The organism is Saccharopolyspora halophila (assembly GCF_039531955.1).
Classification (GTDB): domain Bacteria; phylum Actinomycetota; class Actinomycetes; order Mycobacteriales; family Pseudonocardiaceae; genus Saccharopolyspora; species Saccharopolyspora halophila.
This window is the reverse complement of sequence record NZ_BAAARA010000004.1, coordinates 449,410-469,327: the sequence shown is the minus strand read 5'-3', so window position 1 is coordinate 469,327 and position 19,918 is coordinate 449,410. Positions and strand designations below refer to the sequence as shown.

The following is a 19,918-nucleotide window of genomic DNA, read 5'->3' as shown; positions in this document are numbered from 1 at the left end:
ATGGATCTCTCGATCCCGCAGCAAGACCTGGACTTTCGCGACGAGGTGCGGGCCTGGCTGCACGAGCACGTACCCGCCGAGCCGCTGCCGTCGCTGGAGACCGAGGAGGGCTTCGCCGCCCACCGGCAGTGGGAGGCCACGCTGGCGGCCGACCGGTTGTCGGTGGTGTCCTGGCCCGCGGAGTTCGGCGGCCGCGCGGCCTCGCTGCTGCAGTGGGTGCTGTTCGAGGAGGAGTACTACGCCGCCGGAGCCCCCGGACGGGTCAGCCAGAACGGCATCTTCCTGCTGGCTCCCACGCTCTTCGAGCACGGCACCGCCGAACAGCAGCAGCGGTACCTGCCGCGGATGGCGGCGGGCACCGACATCTGGGCCCAGGCCTGGTCCGAACCGGAAGCGGGCAGCGATCTGGCGAGCCTGCGCTCGACCGCCCGACGCGTCGACGGCGGATGGGCGCTCAGCGGGCAGAAGACCTGGAGCTCGCGAGCGGCGTTCGCGGACATGGCCTTCGGACTGTTCCGCACCGACCCGGAGGCCCAGCGGCACCGGTGCCTGACCTACTTCCTGTTCCCGCTGGACGCACCCGGAGTCACGGTGCGCCCGATCCCGCGGATCGACGGCAAGCCCGCCTTCGCCGAGCTGTTCCTGGACGAGGTGTTCGTGCCGGACTCCGACGTGCTCGGCGGGGTCGGCGATGGCTGGCGGGTGGCGATGAGCACCGCGAGCAACGAGCGGGGCCTGACGCTGCGCAGCCCCGGACGATTCCTGGCCACCGCGCGCAGGCTCGCCGAGGTCCCCGGGGCGTTGGCGGACTCGCGGGTGGTCGACTCCTGGATCGCCGCGCAGGCCTACCGGCTGGCGACCTTCGAGACGGTGACCAAGATCCTCGACGGCGGTGGCTTGGGAGCCGAGGCGAGCCTGAACAAGCTCTTCTGGTCCGAATTGGACGTCTCGATGCACGAAACCGCTTGGGAACTGCTCGGACCGGATGCCGAGACCTCGGATTGGGCCGAGGGATACCTCTTCTCGCTGGCGGGCCCGATCTACGCGGGCACCAACGAGATCCAGCGCAACATCGCCGCCGAACGCGTGCTCGGACTGCCCAGGGGGTCGCGATGAGATTCGTGCTGGATACCGAACAGCAGGACATGGCCGAAACGCTGCGCGACGTGCTGGCGCGGGCCGACGTGCCCGCGATCGCGCGGGAGTGGGCCGCGCGCGATCCCGCGCGATGGCGGAAGCTGTGGGGCGAACTGGGCGAGCTCGGCGTCACCGGGCTGACCGTGCCCGCCGAGCGCGGCGGTCTCGGGCTCGGGCCGGTGGAGCTGACGGTGGTGCTGCAGGAGTGCGGCTACGCCGGCCTGCCGGGACCGGTGATCGAGTCGCTGGCGCTGCTGCCCGCCCTGTTGCCCGGCTTCGACGGCTCCGAAGTGGGCACGGCGCTGATCCCGCAGGTCCTGCCCTACGCGCTGGACGCCGACCAGGCCGGGGCGGTCTACGACTGCGGTCCCGGTGGTCCGCGTCGGCTGACCGGGATCTCGCTGCACCGCAAGGAGTCCTTCGATCCGGCGCGGCGGTTGTTCGAGGTCGAGCACACCGGTTCGGAGACCGTTCCGAGCGCGCCGTTCGAGCAGGCCTTCGACCTGGCCGTGCTCGGCTGCTCCGCCTACCTGCTCGGCATGGGCCGCCGGGCGCTCGACCTGGCCACCGAGCACGTCAAGCAGCGCCACCAGTTCGGACGTCCGGTCGGCGAGTTCCAGGCCGTCAAGCACCACCTGGCCGATGCGCTGCTGCACCTCGAGTTCGCCCGTCCGCTGGTGCGCGCGGCGGCGCTGTCGGTGCGCGGCCCGCAAGGTTCCCGGGACACCTCCGCGGCCAAGTTGACCGCGGCCGACTCGGCGCACCGCGCGGCCCGCACGGCGCTGCAGCTGCACGGCGCCATCGGCTACACCGCCGAGCACGAGCTGCACCGCTTCCTCACCAAGATCACCGCGCTGCGCCAGTCGTGGGGAACTCCGGCATGGCACCGGGATCGGCTCGCCCAGGTCCTGAATCCCGATGCCCCGATCGGCACGAGCTGAACCTGGAGGTCGCATGCGGTTCGCGTTCACCGAGGAGCAGGAGGCGCTCCGCGACGTCGTGCGCACGGCGGTGGAGCGCAACGGAGGGCCGACCATCCGCGAGCCCGCGGACGGTCCCGGGTTCGACGAGGACCTGTGGTCGCAGCTGTCCGGCCAGGTGGGCGTCTGCGGGCTCGCGGTCCCGGAGGCCTACGGGGGCGACGGGTTCAGCCTGCTCGAGGCGCTGATCGTGGTCGAGGAGCTGGGGCGCGGGCTTGCCCGCGTCCCCTACCTCGGCGGCCTGATCGCGGCCGAGGCGTTGCAGACGACCGGCAACGATCCGGAGTGCGCGCGGCTGCTCCCGCCGCTGGCGCGCGGCGAGAAAATCGCGTCTCTGGCGTGGGCCGAACCCGGGATCGGCTGGCGCACGGACGATTTCACCACCGCGGCAGCGCTCGTGAACGGCCGGTGGTGGCTGACCGGACGCAAGGTCCACGTGCTGGACGGCTCGCGGGCCGACACCGTTCTCGTCATCGCCACCACCGACGACGGTCCCGCGCTGTTCGCGGTCGATCCGGGGTCGGTGGTGGCCACCACGCCCCTGGATCCGACCAGGCAGCCCGCCCGGGTCGAGCTCGACGACACCCCTGGCACCTGGCTGGGCCGGCCGGACGTGCACCGGGTGCTGGAGGTGGCGGCGGCCGCGGTGGCCGTCGAGTCCGTCGGAGCCGCGCAGCGATGGCTGCACGAGACGGTGGAGTACGCGAAGGTGCGCACGCAGTTCGGTCGTCCGATCGGATCGTTCCAGGCGCTCAAGCACCGTCTCGCCGATCGCCACGTCGACGTCGAGGCCGCTCGTTCGCTGTCGCACGCGGCTTCGTGGGCGGTGGCCGCTCGGGACGAGCGCGCCCCCGAGCTGACCGCGATGGCGAAGTCGGCCTGCACCGAGTGCTACCAGGCGGTTGCCGCCGAGGGCATCCAGCTGCACGGCGGCATCGGCATCACCTGGGAGCACGAAGCGCACCTGCACCTCAAGCGCGCGCACGCGAACGCGCAGCTGTTCGGGACGCCGTCGCACCACCGGGCGGCACTGCTGGGGTGAGCCCTCGCCCGGCGCAGCACGACAGCCGTCCTGCGGGAGCCGCGAGCGGCCCGCAGGACGGCTGCTGGGTCCTTGCAGAATGTGGCGGTGATGCGGTGTGGGGCCCAGCCGGAACCCCAGCGGATTCTCGGAGTCGCCGGGCGAGGACGGCCGCAGCGCCGCGCAGGCCGCTGCTCGAGCCGCGGATCCCGCAGCCCGGCGGCGTCCGAGGTTCCGCCGCGCAAACCCCGAACTGAAACATCCCCGCGGAGCGCGGGATCTCAGGGCAACTGGACGGTGGCCTCGGCCTTGGCCAGGACCTCGGCTCCGTCGACGGTCGCCGCGAGGGCGATGACGGCCCGATTCCCGTCGAGCTTCTCGGTCAGCTCGCCGGAGACCTCGACCTCCACACCGGTGTCGTCGTCCGGCACGACCACGGGTTTGGCGAAGCGCACGCCGTAGTCGACCAGGGCCCCCGGATCACCCAGCCAGTCGGTCACCAGCCGCGCCGCCTCGGCCATCGTCAGCATGCCGTGGGCGATGACGTCGGGCAGTCCGGCGGCCTTGGCGATGCGCTCGTTCCAATGGATGCTGTTGAAGTCGCCGGAGGCGCCGCAGTAGCGCACCAGGGTGAGGCGCTGGATGGGATAGCGCTGCGGTCCGATCGTCGTACCGACCTCGACCTCGTCGTATCGCACGGTGGCGGCCATGTTCACTCCTGCCCTGCTGCGGTGCCTCGCGAGATGATGACGTTGGTGGCGGTCCCGACCCGTTCGCCGTCGGCGTCGTCGATGTCGGTCTCGATGCGCACGAGCTCGTTGCGCCCCGCGTCGCGGATCTCGGCGATCCGGCCGGTCGAGCGCAGCACGTCCCCGGCCCGGATCGGGCGGCGGTAGGCGAACCGCTGCTCGCCGTGCACCACCATCCGGTAGTTGAGCCCGAAGTCCGGCCGCAGGATCGGGTTCGCCGAGGACGCGGCGCCGGTGGCCACGATCGCGAACGTCGGCGGCGCGATCACGTCCGGATGACCGAGCTCCCCGGCCGCGGCCGGATCCCGATAGGCGGGGTTGGGATCGCCGATCGCGTCGGCGAACTCGCGGATCTTGCCCCGGGTGACCTCGTATACCTCGTCGGAGTGGAACTCGAAGCCCACGTAGTCCCGATTGATCACACCAGCTCCCTACAGTCGCTCGATGATGGTCACGTTGGCGGTGCCGCCGCCTTCGCACATGGTCTGCAGCCCGTAGCGGCCACCGGTGCGCTCGAGTTCGCCCAGCATCGAGGTCATCAGCCGCGCGCCGGTGGCTCCGAGCGGATGACCGAGGGCGATCGCGCCGCCGTTGGGATTCACTCGATCCGGGTCGATGTCGATCTCGGACTGCCAGGCCAGCACCACGCTGGCGAAGGCCTCGTTGATCTCCACCACGTCGATGTCCGAGGTGCTCAGGCCCGCCTTCGAAAGCGCCTGCCGCGTGGCCGGAATCGGTGCGCTGAGCATGAAGACCGGGTCGTCCCCGCGCACGCTCATGTGCCGCACGCGCGCCCGCGGCCGCAGCCCGTGCTCGCGCACCGCGCGCTCCGAGGCCAGCAGCAACGCCGCCGAACCGTCCGAGATCTGACTGGCCAGCCCGGCGGTGAGCCTGCCGTCCGGGCTCAGCGGCTGCAGCCCGGCGAGCTTGTCCGCGCTGGTGTCGCGCCGAGGTCCCTCGTCCTGCGAAACGCCCTGCAGCGGGGCGATCTCGTCCGCGAAGCGGCCGGAATCGACGGCCGCGACGGCGCGTTGGTGACTGCGCAGCGCGAAGGCCTCCATGTCCGCCCGCGAGATCCCCCACTTCTCCGCGATCAGCTCGGCCCCGCGGAACTGGGTGACGACCTCGTCCCCGTAGCGCTGCTGCCAGCCCCGAGAACCCGAGTTCGGCCCGTAGGCGACCGGGAAACCGAGCTGCTCGGAACCCAGCAGGGCGCTTCCGATCGGGATCGCGCTCATGTTCTGCACGCCACCGGCGATCACCAGGTCGTTCACCCCTGCCATGACCGCCTGCGCGGCGAAGTGCACGGCCTGCTGCGAGGAACCGCACTGCCGGTCCACCGTGACCCCGGGAACGTGCTCGGGATATCCCGCGGCCAACCACCCGGTGCGCCCGATGTTGCCCGCCTGCGCCCCGACCGTGTCGACGCAACCCCACACCACGTCGTCCACGGCCGCCGGGTCGATTCCGCTGCGCGCTACCAGATTCCGCAGCACGTGGGCGGACAGGTCGGCCGGGTGCACGCCGCTGAGACCGCCACCGCGCTTGCCGACCGCTGTTCGCGCTGCGTCGATGATGTACGCCTCGGCCATTCGCGGCTCCTCTCACCGGCGACCCGCCTGCGCGGGAAGTCGGGAAGAGGTTAGCCCGGCACGGAAAAAACAAGCAAGCGTTTGGTCACATCGTTCGCTGTGCGAACTCCAGCTGTAATCACGTTCCGTGATCGACTGGTTGCTCTCCGCTGTGTTACGCTGCTCCATCTGCACGTGCAGACGCACGGGCAGACGGTAGAACCGGAGAAAACACTGGGGGCGGCAATGCTCTCGTCGGATGAATCCCAACCCGACGCAAGTGCGAGACTACGTCAGCTGATGGTTCGCGGCTTCCAACTCATGCCTCCCGTCCGCGACACCGCGGGGGAACTGGAAGCGCTGATCTACGTCCGCCCCAAGGGCGACATCATCGACGTCGTGGAGCTCATCGCGGAGGACAACGTCCGCGCGGCACGAGTGCCCAGGCGCGGCGAGATCAGCACCGAGGCCGGTGGGGCGTTCTGGCGCACCATCGGCGACGTCTACCAGGTCCTCGACGAGGTCCTGGCCCTACCGGAGCCGCTGATCCGGGCCTAGCCGCTGTCGCGGGACCGGGTGCGCTTCCCATCCGGGGCCCGCAACGGGGCGCGGAATCCGCCGAACCGCACGAGGTTTCGCCGCCAGCCACCGAGCAATGCCGGATCTCAGCGCAGATCAGCCCAGTCGGCGTTCCCCACCGCTGAAGACGTTCTCCCCCGAGGGAAGCTCGTTGAGCCGGTCGTTGGCCACGGCCACCAGACGCTCCTCGGCACTGCCCAGCACCCGTTGGTACGCCTGCCGAGCTCCGGAGACATCACCGCGCCGCTGCAGCGCCGTGCCCAGCGCGAGCACCGCTTCCGGAGCCGGGTCGGGCGCACCGATCTCCACCGCGCACCGCAGGTAGACCAGTGCCGAGTCCGGGTCTCCCTCGCCCAGCAGTTCGTCGCCTGCCTCCTGCGCCCACTCCGCGACGTGATCGTCCGGGACGACCTCGGCCATCCGGCGCAAGGTGTCGGCAGCTCCCTGGTGGTCGCCGCTGCCGCGCTGATCGTCGAGCACCACGCGCACGTTGTTCAGCGCGTCCTCGCCCAGGTCCTCCTCCGGGGCGTGCCCGGCTGCCTGGACGAACGCCGTGACGGCACCGGGCAGATCGCCGGACTCGTAGCGGATCAGACCGAGCCCGAACTCGCCGCGCGCGGCCACCTTCGGTTCCGAGCTGCGGCGCACCCGCTCGAACTGGTTCTCGGCGGCCTCGGAATCGCCCTGCTCCAGCAGGAGTTCGGCCAGCCGGCCGCGAGCGGCCTCGGAATCCTCGGGCACGTCCTTGCGCGCGGCGTCCTGCAAGTACCGCACGGCCTCGGACGGATCGCTCGCGCGGTCGGCGAGCCACCGGAGCGCGATGGCCGCGGTGGCCGGGTCGCTGGATTCCGCGGCGCGCTGGAGCATGTCGGCCGCCTCGGCCGAGGTCTCCCCGACGACGCGGATGCGGCGGTGCAGGGCGGTGCCGAACTGCTCGGCGGAATCGGCCGACTGCTCGGCCTCGTCCCAGGTGCGCCGGGCCTCCTCCGGTTCTCCCGCGAGGTGCTGGAGGTGCCCGAGCAGGACTCCGGCCTCCAGGCCCGCCGATCCGGTGCCCTCGACGTGCGAGTGGCGGGCGATGGAGATCGCGCCGTGCAGGTCGTGGAGCCGGGCCAGCAACTGCGACATGAGCACGCCCGCGCGGGCGACCGCGGCCGGTTCGTCGGCGTGGATCGCGCGCCGGTACCAGCTCAGCGCCATCGCGTTCTCGCCGCGCTGCTCGGCGTACTTGCCGAGCGCGATGTGCGCCTTCGGCACGGCTTCCGGATGTCCGCGATCGACGACCAGGCGCAGCCGCGCGAGCGCCTCGTACCCGCCTGCGGCGGCCTGCCGCCTGCCGAGTTCGAGGGCCAGTTCGGAGCAGTTCCGCTTGTCCTCGTCACCGGCCTCGTCGAGCAGCCGCGCCGCGGCGGTCACGTCGGTGCGCGCGGCGAGCCAGAACTCGGCGAGCAGGTCCGAGTCGTACTGCGCGCTGATCACGTCCTTGGCCGCCTCGGCGTCGCCCTCGCGCAGCAGCCGCTCGGCCCGCTCGCCGTCGAACTCGCCTTCCTGCGGTGCGGTGCCGTTCGCGCTGCGCGGCGGCGGGACGCTCCGCGATTCGTCCGCGCGCAGCTCGGCGAGCCGCCGGGCCGCCTCGGCGGAGTTGCGCACGTCGGCCGCGGCGACCTCCTCCAGCAGCGCCACCGCCCGGTCGGTGTCGCCGGTGCTCGCGACGAGATCGGCGATGCTCGCCTTGGCGACCGCCGCCTCCTCCCGGTCGGTACCGTCGGCCGCCCGTTCCCAGGCGGACACGGCGGTCTCGGTGTCGCCGCGCTCGCTGTGCAGCGCGCCCAGGTACAACCAGCCCTGCTGGCGCATGTCGGGGTGCCCGGACTCACCGACCAGGCGCAGCGCCCACTCGGTGAACGTGGTGACCCCGCGATCCACGTAGCGGTGCGCCAGGTCCAGGCACAGCCGGGTGGCGCTGCGGTGCTGCTCCTGACCGTCGGCCAGCGCGAGGAAGGTCTCCCGGGCCGATTCGAGATCCTGGCGGATCGCGCGCATCCCGAACACCGCGACCGAACCGGCGGAGGAGGTCGATCCCGCGGCGCGGGTGAACAGGTCGAGCGCGGAGTCCAGTTCGCCGGAGCCGACCATCTCCTCGCCCAGCAGGAACGCCGCGCGCGGCCCGACCTCGGGGTGCCCGCCCGCGGCGGTGCGCCGGTAGAGGTCCAGCAGCTCCTCGCGGCGTTCGAACGTGCGGTAGATCAGCGCCAGCCTGTCGAAGGCATCGCCCACGAGCACCGGATGCCCGCTGCCCAGCGCGGTCTCGAACGCGGAGACGGTGCCGTCGAGCTCACCGCGTTCCATCAGCAGTTCACCGAGCGCGATGGCCGCCCACGGGCGGGGTGCCGGGTGCCCGTCGGCGAGCACCCGCTGCAGCAGCGGCCGGGCGTCGCCGGGCTGTTCGCGGCGGATCAGCTGATCGGCGAGCACGGTGCTGGACATCGACCAGACCAGCGGGTTCTCCGACTCCGCCAGCCCGGTCAGCGCCTCCACGGATGCCTCGCCGGTGAACTCGGCGGCGCCCACCGCGACGAGCTCGTGCGGATCCACCACGGACTCACCGGCCTCCACCCGCAGCAGGACGGGAAGCACCGTGCGCGCCGCCGGTTCGTCGCAGACGGCGTCCAGGAAGGCCGCGTAGCGCGCCTGTGCGGAGCCGTCGGCGCCCGCCGCCTCGCGCAGCAACCGGCGCGCCCGGGCGAGGTCCCCGAGCGCGGCTTCGGCCAGGCCCAGCGAAATCCGAGCGGTCGCGGCCAGTTCCGACTCGAGCAACTTCAGGTAACCGGTGCGCGCGCTCTCCACATCGGCGGAAGCGGCGGCCTTGCGGGCCCGGCGCAACGACTCCGCGGGCTCGGCCTCCGGAGCGGACTCCGCGGGGTCGACCTCAGCAGCGACCTCAACGGCGGGTGCTCGGTCGGTGTCGACCATGCTCTGCTGCTCCGGGTCCATCATCGATAGCGCGAGCTCGGCCTGGTGCGCGACGTTGGTGTCCGGCGCCTGCGCGGCCTGCCGGAACGCCTCGGCGGCCCTCTCCGGATCGTCCCGGTCGTAGCGGAGCACGCCGAGGTGGTAGGCGGCCAGCGGCGCCTTGTCCGGGTGCCCGGAGTCCACCACCCGTCCGAAGGTCTCGATGGCGGCCTCGATCTCACCGGCGTCGCGCTGCAGTTCGGCCAGCACACCGAGCGCTTCCACCCCGTAGCGCGGGTGGCGGGTGTCGATGACCTCCCGCAGCACCTGCCGGGCGCGCTGCGGGCTGCCGTCGAGCCGCCCCAGCTGCATGGCCATCCGGATCAGCGCGTGCAGCCGCACCTTCGGGCGCGGGTCCTGCGCGGCGCGCTCGTAGGCCTCCGCCGCTCCCGAGGGGTCGTCGAGGTCCTCGAGCACGCCGCCGAGCAGCATGTGCCCCCACGCGAGGTGCTCGGGGTGCGCCAGCGTGATGATCTTGTCGGCGAGCTCGTGCGCGACGGCCGTGTCGTCGGCGTGCAGCGCGTAGAGCTTGGCCGCCCCCAGCGAACCGTAGTGCGGGTGGCCGCTGTCGAGCAGCCTGCGCAGGATCGGCTCCGCGTCGTGGTCGCGGCCCTGCTCGAGCATCGCCAGGGCTCGCTGATACGCGATCTGCAGGTATTCGGCGCCCTCGGAGCGGTCCGGTGGCAGGCTCAGCTGCTGAGCGGCCTCGACGACTCCCGGATCACCGGAGGACAGTGCCCGGCTGCGGGCCTCGCGCGCACCCGCGCCGTCCCCGCGCTCGCTCAGCACCTGGGCGAGCAGCACCTCGGCGCGGCCCGCTTCATCGAGTTCGGGACCTTCCGCGGCCATCCGCAGCAGCACCTGCGCGGTCGCCAGCTCCTCGGCCTCCAGCAGGAGGTTGCCCAGCGCTATGGCGGCCGACTGCGCCTGCCCGGGCTGCTCGGTGTCGACGACGCGCTGGTAGATCTCGCGGGCCTCGGTGAGCTCGTCGCGTTCGGCCAGCATCGCCGCGAGCTGCAGCCCGGCCTGCGCGGACGGCTCCAGGTCGCCTTTCCGGAAGACGGTGCGTAATTCCTGCTCCGCGCCTTCTTGATCACCGTCGAGCAGCAGCTGGCGTGCCTGGGTGATGCGCTTCTCCCACCGTGACATTGCCGCGCCTTTCGATCTGGTGATCGCCGAACGGGGGCGAGAATATCTCCCTTTCGATCGTCGTGGTCGAGCCGCAAGCGCCTTTCGCCCGCACGCGCGAAAGAGCGGGCCGCCCGCCATCGCGGACGACCCGCTCTCGGATCGGAGAACCGGCAGGTCAGCTGGCCAGCTGCTCGAGCCGCGCCTGGCCCTGCTTGAACTGGTTCAGGTCGGTGCTGCCGCTGATACCGGGCACGGAGCCCTTGTCGGTGTACTGCCAGAAGTTCCACTCGCCGAAGCCGGCCGGAACCGAGGGGTTGTCGACGCCGTAGGAGGCCAGCCACAGGGCGTGGTCCTGGTAGGCGTCGGTCCCGCCCATGCACTGCGACCAGAAGGAGGGGTTCGCGTAGATGATGGGCTTCTGGCCGGTGCGCTCCTCGACGGTGTTGTTGAAGTCGTCGGTCCACTGGTGCATCTGGTCGACGCTCATGCCGTAGCAACCACCGCTGTTCGGGTCGACCTCGAGGTCGAGCACCGGCGGCAGCGTCTTGCCGTCGTCCTTGTAGTCGGCGATGTCCAGGAAGCGGTTGGCCTGGGCCGCGCCGGAGGAATCACTCGGTCGAGCGAAGTGGTAGGCGCCGGCGATCAGACCAGCGTCCTTGGCGCCGTGGTACTGCTCACCGTAGGTCGGGCTGGTGAAGTCGATGCCGTCGCTGGCCAGCACGAAGGTGAACTTCTTGCCGGAAGCGGCGACCTGGTTCCAATCGATCGGGCCGTTGTGGTTGGACACGTCGATGCCCTCGACCGGCGGTCCCAGCGGAGCGGGGGCCTCCGGCTTCTCGGCCTCGGCCTTGTTCTCCGCCGGGGAGTTGGTCTCGGCCGGGGTCTTCGGAGCATCGGGCTGCTCGGGGGCGGCGTTCTGGGCTCCCTGCATCGGCGCGGCCATGGCGGCTTCCTCGTAGGAGGTCTGCTCACCACCGCTGGTGGCGACACCGCCGATGATCAGGCCGACGACGCCGACAGCGGCGACACCGGCGCCCACCTGCATGGAGCGGGTGCGGCTTCCCTCGGGGAGCTTGTCCTGCAAGGCGGCCACGTGCGGCGCAACCCTCTCCCGGAGGCGCCGCACTGCGGGTGCCTGCCCGATGCGCTCGAGCAGCGGGGAGAGCCACTGCATCAGGCGCTGCAGGACGGGGCGAAGCCATTCGCCCACGCGGTTCATCGCCGGCCGCACGCGATCCACACCGGTGCGCAGGGCCTGGTCGGCCCGCTGTGCGGTGGCGTGCCACCCGCTGTCGGTCGCCGCGTGCTTCGGGGAAGCGGCGTGATCGTCGTTTTCGGGGGTACGCGGTTCGTCGGGGGTCTCGGGTTTCACGAGCCCCACACTCCGCGACGGAGAGTGCCGCGACATCGAGGTTTTTACGTAGGCGACTACCTAGATTCCCACCAAGCGTGCACGCCCCACCGACCGCGTCGTCACGCGCGGTAACCCAAATGGGTGACTGGTTGAATCCTAACCACAGCGGGTAAGCCGCTCGGCAAGCCCCCACCCGAGCGCGGTGCTGCTCGAAGGCGTGCCCGTCAGGTGGCGTCGCGGGCGAACGACCCGCGGAGCGGCCCACCGCGGACAACACCAGAGCGGCCGCGACCGCGCCCCGGAGGGCGACGGCGATCGGGCTGGAGACCAGGGTCGACGGATCGCCTTCCGAGATCGTCAGCGCCCCGCGCAGCTGCTGCTCGGCCAGCGGGATGCCGGCTTCCCGCATCGGCCAGTCCCGCGAGTCCCCGGGACCGCACAGGGCGAGCAGATCGACCGTGCTGCCACCGGCCTCGCAGGCCCCCAAGGTCGGCGAAGACCAGCACCCCGGCGTAGATGGCGCGAGGAGGGATGGTCGGCAGCTCGGCCCGCACGGACTGGCGGGAGGTTGAGCACCAGCAGCACGAGGTCGCCGAGGCGGAGGCTCGCGATCAGGCGTCCGGCCAGCGGGCCGGACTCCTCGAACGACTCCGGACCGGGGTTGCAGGCCGTAGGGCTGGAACCGGGTGGGGATGACGGTGCGGTCGCCGAGGTCGGCAGCCCGCCTGTCGAAGACCGCGTGCAGATCAACACCGGCACGAGACGAGGGTCACGTCAGCGCCGCGTCCGACACGCCGGGGTCGGTGCCGGTCTTGCGCTGTGACGGGGTCGGGCAGAATGCTCGTCCGGATCTGGCGAAGATCGCAGAGGTAAGGCGGAACTACCACGTGACGACTGTTCATCAGAAGATCGCCGAGGAACTCGGCGTACGCGAGCGCCAGGTGCAGTCCGCTGTCGACCTGCTCGACGGCGGAGCCACCGTGCCGTTCATCGCGCGCTACCGGAAGGAAGTGACCGGGGCTCTCGACGACGCCCAGCTGCGGCAGCTCGAGGAACGACTGCGCTACCTGCGCGAGCTCGAGGAACGACGCACCACGGTGCTGGAATCGATCCGCTCCCAGGACAAGCTCACCGACGAGCTCGAGGCGCAGGTCAACGCGGCCGATTCCAAGGCACGGCTGGAGGACATCTACCTCCCGTACAAGCCCAAGCGCCGCACCAAGGCCCAGATCGCCATCGAGGCGGGCCTCGAACCCCTCGCGGACGCGCTGCTTTCGGATCCGAGCAACGATCCGCAGGCCACCGCCGAGGGCTACGTGGACGCCGAGAAGAACGTGTCCGACGCCCAAACCGCGCTGGAGGGCGCCCGTTCGATCCTGGTGGAGCGCTTCTCCGAGGACGCCGACCTCATCGGTGAGCTGCGCGAGCAGGTGTGGACCAACGGCCGGATGGTCTCCAAGGTCCGCGAGGGCAAGGAGGAGGACGGCGCGAAGTTCGCCGACTACTTCGAGTTCTCCGAGCCCTTCACCGGCCTGCCCTCGCACCGCATTCTCGCCTTGTTCCGCGGTGAGAACGAGGAGATGCTGGAGCTGTCCCTCGAGCCCGACGACGGCACCCCGGTCGAGGGGCCGACGTCGTACGAGCTCCGGATCGCCCAGCAGTTCGGGATTTCCGACCAGGGACGCCCCGCGGACTCCTGGCTGTCCGGCGTGGTCCGCTGGGCGTGGCGCACCCGCATCCTGACGCGGTTGAGCGTTGACCTGCGCCTGCGGCTGCGCCAGCAGGCCGAGGACGAGGCCGTGCGCGTGTTCGCGGCCAACCTGCGCGATCTGCTGCTCGCGGCACCGGCGGGCTCCCGCGCCACCATGGGACTGGACCCGGGTTATCGCACCGGCGTGAAGGTCGCCGTCGTCGACGGCACCGGCAAGGTGGTGGCCACCGACACCATCTACCCGCACCAGCCGCAGAACAAGTGGGAGCAGGCGCAGTCGAAGCTGGCGGCGCTGGCCGAGCAGCACGACGTCGAGCTGATCGCGATCGGCAACGGCACCGCTTCCCGCGAGACCGACAAGCTCGCCGGCGAGCTCATCGGCAAGCGGCCCGAGCTCAAGCTCCGCAAGGTCTCGGTCTCCGAGGCCGGTGCCTCGGTGTACTCGGCCTCCGCGTACGCCTCGCGCGAGCTTCCGGACATGGACGTCTCGCTGCGCGGTGCGGTCTCCATCGCTCGTCGGCTGCAGGACCCGCTTGCGGAGCTGGTCAAGATCGACCCGAAGTCCATCGGCGTCGGTCAGTACCAGCACGACGTGTCGGAGTCGAAGCTCTCGCGTTCGCTGGACGCGGTGGTGGAGGACTGCGTGAACGGTGTCGGCGTCGACGTCAACACCGCCTCCGCCCCGCTGCTGACCCGCGTTTCGGGTGTCAGCGACAGCGTGGCGGAGAACATCGTGGTGCACCGCGACACCAACGGGCCGTTCCGCAACCGCAAGGCGCTCAAGGACGTCGCCCGGCTGGGGCCGAAGGCCTTCGAGCAGTGCGCGGGCTTCCTGCGCATCCCGGATGGCGACGACCCGCTGGACGCCTCGGCCGTGCACCCGGAGGCCTACCCGGTGGTGCACCGGATCCTGTCCGGCACCGGAAGCGAGATCACCGGCCTGATCGGCAACAGCAAGCTGCTCAAGCAGATCTCGCCGCAGGACTACGCCGACGAGCGGTTCGGCCTGCCGACCGTCACCGACATCCTCAACGAGCTGGACAAGCCGGGCCGCGACCCGCGGCCGGAGTTCAAGACCGCGACCTTCGCCGAGGGCGTCGAGAAGATCGCCGACCTGAAGGCGGGCATGACGCTCGAGGGCGTGGTGACCAACGTGGCCGCGTTCGGCGCGTTCGTCGACGTGGGCGTGCACCAGGACGGCCTGGTGCACGTCTCGGCGATGTCGAAGAACTTCGTCAACGACCCGCACGACGTGGTCAAGTCCGGCGACATCGTCCGGGTGAAGGTGCTCGACGTCGACACCCAGCGCAAGCGCATCTCGCTGACCCTGCGCCTCGACGACGAGCCGGGCGCGGGCGGCAAGCCCGAGCGCGACTCGAGCGGCCAGGGCAGCGGCAAGCGCAACGGCGGCGGTGGCGCTGGCAACCGCAACGGCGGTCGCAACGGCGGCAAGCAGGGCAATCGGGGCGGCGGGCGCGAGCGTCCGGCGCCCACCGGGTCGATGGCCGACGCGCTGCGCAAGGCGGGCTTCGACCGCAAGTGAGCTGATCGAAAGGGCGCCTCCCGGGGACCACTTCAAGCGCACGTCCGCTCCGGGAGGCGTCCTTTCGCGTTCCGGAGCGGAAGCGGCCGACCTCGTGCTTCCCGATCGGTCGTGCCGCCCGAGCGTTCAGTCCGTGCCCGCCGAGGAGGCCTCGCGTTCTCGGCGGCCGGACATCAGCTCGGCCATCCGGGCACCGATGATCGACGGGATGTAGTGGTCCGCGGAGCGGATCGCAGCGGAGTTGAGCGCCTTGAACACCAGCGGGCGCAGCCGGTCTATCACCTCGCCGTAGAACGGCGTGGCCTCGTCGGCGGTGCTGGCGCGCGGGAGCACGTGGTCGCTGATCAGGCCAGCGAGCTCCGCACCGAGGTGGTCGACCTTGGCCTGCATGCTCTCGGCGATGTCCAGGACCTCTTCGAGCGGGATGCCGAGCGCGACGAGTTCGACGGCGGCCTCGTAGAGCTCCGGAAGCGGAGCCACGAACCCTCGGCCGCGACGTTCGATCAACCCGAGATCGAGAGTCCGCTTGGTGACGTTCGCGGTCAGCTGATCGCCGAAGTTCGCCTCGAGCTCGGCCGCCGATACCGCGCGCGGCGCGTCCTGCGCCCAGGACCGGGAAGCGACCTCCTCCTCCAGGCCGAGCACCTCGCCCAGGCTGCGACCGGACTCCCACGCCCCGATCATCTCCTTGATCTGGGCGAATGCGTACCCGCGTTCCAGCATGCTGATGATCAGCTTGAGCCTGGTCAGGTGCGCATCGGAGTAGATCGCCGTGCGCCCCTCCTTGCGAGGCGGCGGAAGCAGGTCGCGATCCTGGTAGACGCGCACGTTGCGAACCGTGGTGCCCGCGGTGCGAGCGAGATCGTCTATCCGGTATTCCACCACTCGGCACAGTGTAGTTACCGCGTGCAAACTGCGCTGCGACGAAGGCGCTGAGCGAAAAGAGCGCCCGCGGCGGCATCCGCCCCGCCGGGTCACCCGCACGTCGCAACGTGCCTCGGCGAATCCGCCGCGCACCAACCCGTTGCTCGCCGCGGCCGATCCGGTGCGACCGGACCGATGCGAAGTGGCCCCGGCCGGACGGGCTTGGGTTCTAGTGGTCGTCGCAACACCCGATCTTCGGGGATGCGATGGACTTCGAGATTCGCAAGGACCGGGACAAGGGGCCGGGACGCAAGGGTCTCCACCGTGAGCGTGCTGCGTACTTTGATCTTGTGAAGCAGGGGTACGCAAGCCACGCAAGATCACCACGAACCTGCAGCTGCGCCCGGTCATCCAGGCCCACCTGGACCACAAGCTCAGCCCCGAGCAGATCGCCGGCCAACTACGCCGGTACTTCCCCGACCAGCCGGAGATGCACGTGGTCCACGAGACGATCTACCAGGCCCTCTACATCCAGGGACGTGGTGAGCTACGGCGAGAGGTCGCCAAAGCCCTGCGCACCGGCCGCGTCATGCGCAAACCGCGCCGTCAGGCCCAACGTCGTCAGCCGCGCTACACCCACAAGATGGTGATGATCAGCGAACGTCCCGCCGAGGCCGCCGATCGCGCCATCCCCGGGCACTGGGAGGGCGACCTCATCATCGGCAAGGACGGCGCCTCGGCGATCGGCACGCTGGTCGAGCGCGCCACCCGGTTCGTCAAGCTCATCCACCTGCCCGACGGCCGTACCGCCGAGCTGGTCCACGACGCCCTCACCGACGCGGTCGCTGACCTGCCCGCCCACCTATGGCGGTCGCTGACCTGGGACCAGGGCACCGAGATGGCCTGCCACCACGCGTTCACCATCGCCACCGGGATCCCGGTCTACTTCTGCGACCCGGCAAGCCCCTGGCAGCGCGGCTCGAACGAGAACACCAACGGCCTGCTCCGCCAGTACTTCCCCAAAGGCACCGACCTGTCGCCCCACACCCCCGAGCACCTGGACGCCGTCGCCGCCGAACTCAATGGCCGCCCACGCGAAGCGCTCGGCTGGGACACCCCAGCCGAGCGCTTCGCTAAGCTCCTGACCCAAGCCAGTTGACCAGTTGTGTTGCGACGACCCCTCGAATCCGCCGGGGGTCGGCCGGGGCCACTCGGGGAGCCTGGGTCAGGCGTCCACCTTCTCCTCCTCGGACGCTTCGGTCCGCCGCTTCGGCAGCAACCGCATGATCAGCGGCCACGCCAGGATCAGCGCCACGATGCAGTAGACGGTGATCGAGAACGGCGTGTTGACCAGGCCGCTCACGTCGCCATCGCTGAGCTGCAGCGCGCGGCGCATCTGGAGTTCGGCCGTCGGGCCGAGGATGACCGCGATGATCGTGGGCAGCACCGGAAGTCCGTACCGGCGCATGGCGAAGCCGATCAACCCGATGAGGAACAGCAGCAGGATGTCCAGCGGCTCACCGCCGACGGCGAACGCGCCCACGCTGGCGAAGAACAGGATGCCCGCGTACAGGTACGGACGCGGAATCCGCAGCAGCCGCACCCACACCGGCGCGAGCGGCAGGTTGAGCACCAGCAGCATCACCGAGCCGATGAACATGCTCGCGATCAGCGTCCAGACCAGGTCCGCTTCCTTCTCGAAGAGCAGTGGCCCGGGCGGGATCCCGTACTGCTGGAAGGCGGAGAGCATCACTGCGGTCACCGCCGTGGTGGGCAGACCCAGCGTCAGCATCGAGACCATGGTGCCCGCGGCCGAGGCACTGGCCGCCGCCTCCGGGCCCGCCACGCCCTCGATGGCGCCCTTGCCGAAGTCCTGCTTGTTCTTGGACAGCTTCCGTTCGGTCACGTAGGACAGGAAGGTGGGAATCTCCGCACCACCGGCCGGAATCGCGCCGAACGGGAAACCGATCAGCGGACCGCGCAACCACGGCTTCCAGGTGCGGCGCAGATCCGGGCCACCGAGCCACGGCCGCCCCACCGGGATCGCCTCGGCGCTGCTGCGGCGCAGGTGCGCGGCCACCCACAGGGACTCGCCGATGGCGAACAGGCCGACCGCGACGATGACCACGTCGATGCCGTCCGCCAGGTGCAGCGATCCGAAGGTCAGGCGCTGCTGGCCGGTGACCTGATCCAGGCCGATCAAGCCGATGGTGAGCCCGATCAGCAGCGCCGCGAAACCGCGGATCCGGGACTTGCCCAGCACCGAGGTGACCGCGATGAAGGCGAGCACCATGATCGCCAGGTAGTCCGGCGCGCCGATGTCCACGGCCAGCTCGGCGACCGTGGGGGCGAGCAGGACCAGCAGGGTCAGGCCGACGAGGGCGCCGATGAAGTGCCCGATCGCCGCGGAGGCCAGGGCCTGCGCGCCGCGGCCCTTGCGGGCCATCGGGTTGCCCTCCATCGCGGCGACCACCGCCGCGCTCTCCCCCGGCGTGTTGAGCAGGATCGACGTGGTCGAGCCGCCGAACATGCCGCCGAAGTAGATGCCCGCGAACATGATGAACGCGCCCGTGGGTTCCAGGGCGTAGGTGACCGGCAGCAGCAGCGCCACCGCCATCGCCGGGCCGATGCCCGGCAGCACGCCGATCGCGGTGCCCAGCAGGACGCCGATCGCCGCCCACAGCAAGTGCGTCGGGGTCAGCGCGGTGGCGAACCCGTCGAGCAGCAGGTGAAGAGAATCCATCGTTACAGCACCCCCATCAGCGGGCCGCCGGGCATGGGGACACCGAGCAGGTTGTTGAACGCGATGTAGGTGACCACCGACAGGACGGCAGCCACCAGCGGATCGCGGACGGTGTTGCGGCTGCCCAGGGCGTAGGCGCAGCCCCAGAACAGGATCATGCCGGACAGCGGGAACCCGATGATCTTGATCAGCACCGCGTTGGACAGGAACGCCGCCGACAGCAGCAGGACCGTCCGCCAGTCGCTAGGCGCGGAGAGGTCGATGTCCTCGCCCGTCTCGGCCTCGCCGCGACCGCCGCGCAGCACGTCGCGGGCCAGCAGCGCCGCGACCACCAGCAGCAGCACGCCGACGACCGTGGGCACCGTCTGCGGACCGACCGGGCCGCGCTCGGTGTAGTCGCCCGACATCGAGGCGGTGTCGACGAGCACCAGCACGCCGATCGCGGCGAGCAGCGCGCTGACGCCCAGCTCGGAACGCCCCGCGAACCAGCTCTTCTTGTTGACTTCGGTTTCCGATGGGCTTTGCGTCTGCGTCATGCCAGCCCCAATTCCTTGAGCACGGAGACCACCCGGTCGTTCTGGTCCTTGAGGAAGGCGCCGAACTGCGGGCCCGCCATGAAGGCGTCCTCCCAGCCGTTGCGCTTCATCGCTTCCTTCCACTCCGGGGTGTCGTGCATCCGCTGGAACAGCCCGACCAGCTTCTTGCGGTCCTCCTCGGACAGCCCGGGCGGCGCGACGATGCCGCGCCAGTTGGTGAACTCGACGTCCACACCGGATTCCTTGAGCGTCGGCGCGTCCACGCCGGGGAGGCGCTCGGCACCGGTCACCGCCAGCACGCGCAGCTCACCGGACTCGATCTGGTCGCGGTACTCGCCGATGCCCGACACGCCGAACCCGACCTTGCCGCCGAGGATGGAGGCGAGCAGCTCACCGCCACCGTCGTAGGCGATGTAGTTGACCTGCTTCGGCGACAGGCCGATGGCCTCGGCCATCTGCATCGGGGCCAAGTGGTCCGGGCCGCCCGGCGACGAACCGCCCCCGACCGGGACCGCGCCCGGATTGGCCTTCCAGTCGCGCAGCAGCTGGTCGAGCGTTTGGTACTTGGAGTCCTTGCCGACCACGACGACGTTGGACTCCTGGATCAGCCTGGCGATCGGCGTGGTGTCGCCCAGCGAGACCGGCGAGTGGTTGGTGTAGACGCTGCCGACCACGCCCAGGCCCATGGACATCGCGAGCTTGCCGTTGCCGCGCTCGTTGACCACCCGGCCGAGGCCGACGGTGCCACCGGCGCCGGGCAGGTTGAACACCTCGACGTTGCGCTGCAGGTTCGCGTCGTCCATCGCCTTGACAGCGGTTCGGGCGGTGATGTCGTACCCGCCTCCCGGCGAGTTCGGCACCATCACCCGCATGCCTTGGATCTGAGCTGTGGCACCACCGCTGCCGCTGGTGCTGACCAGCGGTGGCACCAGCAGCACCAGCAGCGCGGCCGAGATGACCGCCAGCACACTGCGTAACCGCACAGGC

At 70.7% G+C, this 19,918-nt stretch carries 14 protein-coding genes and 1 pseudogene; 6 read left to right on the top strand and 9 right to left on the bottom strand.

Annotated features, from left to right (window positions below; translation table 11 throughout):
* The 3 genes from ABD289_RS09695 to ABD289_RS09685 are packed head-to-tail and all read left to right on the top strand — an operon-like array spanning nucleotide 1 to nucleotide 3,159.
* A complete protein-coding gene (locus ABD289_RS09695; RefSeq protein ID WP_344128962.1) occupies nucleotides 1–1,116 on the top strand; it encodes an acyl-CoA dehydrogenase family protein in 1,116 nt (371 codons plus the stop codon).
* Nucleotides 1,113–2,078, top strand: a complete 966-nt coding sequence (locus ABD289_RS09690; protein WP_344128960.1) for an acyl-CoA dehydrogenase family protein — start codon at nucleotides 1,113–1,115, stop codon at nucleotides 2,076–2,078. Before ABD289_RS09695 ends, ABD289_RS09690 begins: the two co-directional genes overlap by 4 nt.
* Before the next feature lie 13 nt (nucleotides 2,079–2,091).
* Nucleotides 2,092–3,159, top strand: coding sequence for an acyl-CoA dehydrogenase family protein (locus tag ABD289_RS09685; RefSeq protein ID WP_344128958.1), 1,068 nt, complete (start codon nucleotides 2,092–2,094; stop codon nucleotides 3,157–3,159).
* A gap of 260 nt (nucleotides 3,160–3,419) precedes the next feature.
* Here the strand turns inward: ABD289_RS09685 and ABD289_RS09680 are convergent, their stop codons facing one another.
* From ABD289_RS09680 to ABD289_RS09670, 3 genes are read right to left on the bottom strand one after another with little or no spacing between them, the layout of a single operon-like run.
* The gene (locus ABD289_RS09680; protein ID WP_344128956.1) at nucleotides 3,420–3,848 is read right to left on the bottom strand and encodes a MaoC family dehydratase; all 429 of its coding nucleotides are present in this window, start codon (nucleotides 3,846–3,848) and stop codon (nucleotides 3,420–3,422) included.
* Nucleotides 3,849–3,850: 2 nt separating this feature from the next.
* Complete coding sequence (locus ABD289_RS09675; RefSeq protein ID WP_344128954.1) at nucleotides 3,851–4,309, bottom strand: MaoC family dehydratase N-terminal domain-containing protein; 459 nt, start codon at nucleotides 4,307–4,309, stop codon at nucleotides 3,851–3,853.
* A gap of 9 nt (nucleotides 4,310–4,318) precedes the next feature.
* A complete protein-coding gene (locus ABD289_RS09670; protein ID WP_344128952.1) occupies nucleotides 4,319–5,479 on the bottom strand; it encodes an acetyl-CoA C-acetyltransferase in 1,161 nt (386 codons plus the stop codon).
* Nucleotides 5,480–5,779: 300 nt separating this feature from the next.
* On the opposite strand from ABD289_RS09670, the gene ABD289_RS09665 reads away from it, so the two are divergent.
* On the top strand, nucleotides 5,780–6,016 hold the full coding sequence (locus ABD289_RS09665) for a hypothetical protein (protein ID WP_344128950.1): 237 nt from the start codon (nucleotides 5,780–5,782) through the stop codon (nucleotides 6,014–6,016).
* Between the two features lie 117 nt (nucleotides 6,017–6,133).
* On the opposite strand, the gene ABD289_RS09660 is transcribed toward ABD289_RS09665, so the two are convergent.
* Entirely contained in the window at nucleotides 6,134–10,198 is a 4,065-nt protein-coding gene (locus tag ABD289_RS09660; RefSeq protein ID WP_344128948.1) for a tetratricopeptide repeat protein, read from the bottom strand.
* 157 nt (nucleotides 10,199–10,355) lie between these two features.
* Entirely contained in the window at nucleotides 10,356–11,552 is a 1,197-nt protein-coding gene (locus ABD289_RS09655) for a lysozyme (RefSeq protein WP_344128945.1), read from the bottom strand.
* A gap of 869 nt (nucleotides 11,553–12,421) precedes the next feature.
* Here ABD289_RS09655 and ABD289_RS09650 point away from each other — a divergent pair.
* Nucleotides 12,422–14,788 (top strand): Tex family protein, encoded by a 2,367-nt coding sequence (locus ABD289_RS09650; protein ID WP_344128943.1) that lies wholly within the window; start codon nucleotides 12,422–12,424, stop codon nucleotides 14,786–14,788.
* A 126-nt stretch (nucleotides 14,789–14,914) separates the two neighbouring features.
* On the opposite strand, the gene ABD289_RS09645 is transcribed toward ABD289_RS09650, so the two are convergent.
* Nucleotides 14,915–15,670 carry a MerR family transcriptional regulator gene (locus tag ABD289_RS09645; RefSeq protein WP_344128941.1) on the bottom strand — a complete coding sequence of 252 codons (756 nt, stop codon included), beginning with the start codon at nucleotides 15,668–15,670 and terminating at the stop codon, nucleotides 14,915–14,917.
* Nucleotides 15,671–16,019: 349 nt separating this feature from the next.
* Between ABD289_RS09645 and ABD289_RS09640 the strand changes: the two are divergent.
* A pseudogene (locus ABD289_RS09640) lies at nucleotides 16,020–16,811 on the top strand (IS30 family transposase); the annotation flags it as partial.
* 66 nt (nucleotides 16,812–16,877) lie between these two features.
* Here ABD289_RS09640 and ABD289_RS09635 read toward each other — a convergent pair.
* From ABD289_RS09635 to ABD289_RS09625, 3 genes are read right to left on the bottom strand one after another with little or no spacing between them, the layout of a single operon-like run.
* Complete coding sequence (locus ABD289_RS09635) at nucleotides 16,878–18,395, bottom strand: tripartite tricarboxylate transporter permease (RefSeq protein WP_344128939.1); 1,518 nt, start codon at nucleotides 18,393–18,395, stop codon at nucleotides 16,878–16,880.
* Between the two features lie 2 nt (nucleotides 18,396–18,397).
* On the bottom strand, nucleotides 18,398–18,931 hold the full coding sequence (locus tag ABD289_RS09630; RefSeq protein ID WP_344128937.1) for a tripartite tricarboxylate transporter TctB family protein: 534 nt from the start codon (nucleotides 18,929–18,931) through the stop codon (nucleotides 18,398–18,400).
* Nucleotides 18,928–19,914: a Bug family tripartite tricarboxylate transporter substrate binding protein gene (locus ABD289_RS09625; RefSeq protein ID WP_344128935.1), complete on the bottom strand. Its 987-nt coding sequence runs from the start codon at nucleotides 19,912–19,914 to the stop codon at nucleotides 18,928–18,930. The genes ABD289_RS09630 and ABD289_RS09625 overlap by 4 nt, the downstream gene beginning before the upstream one ends.
* Between the last annotated feature and the right edge of the window lie 4 nt (nucleotides 19,915–19,918).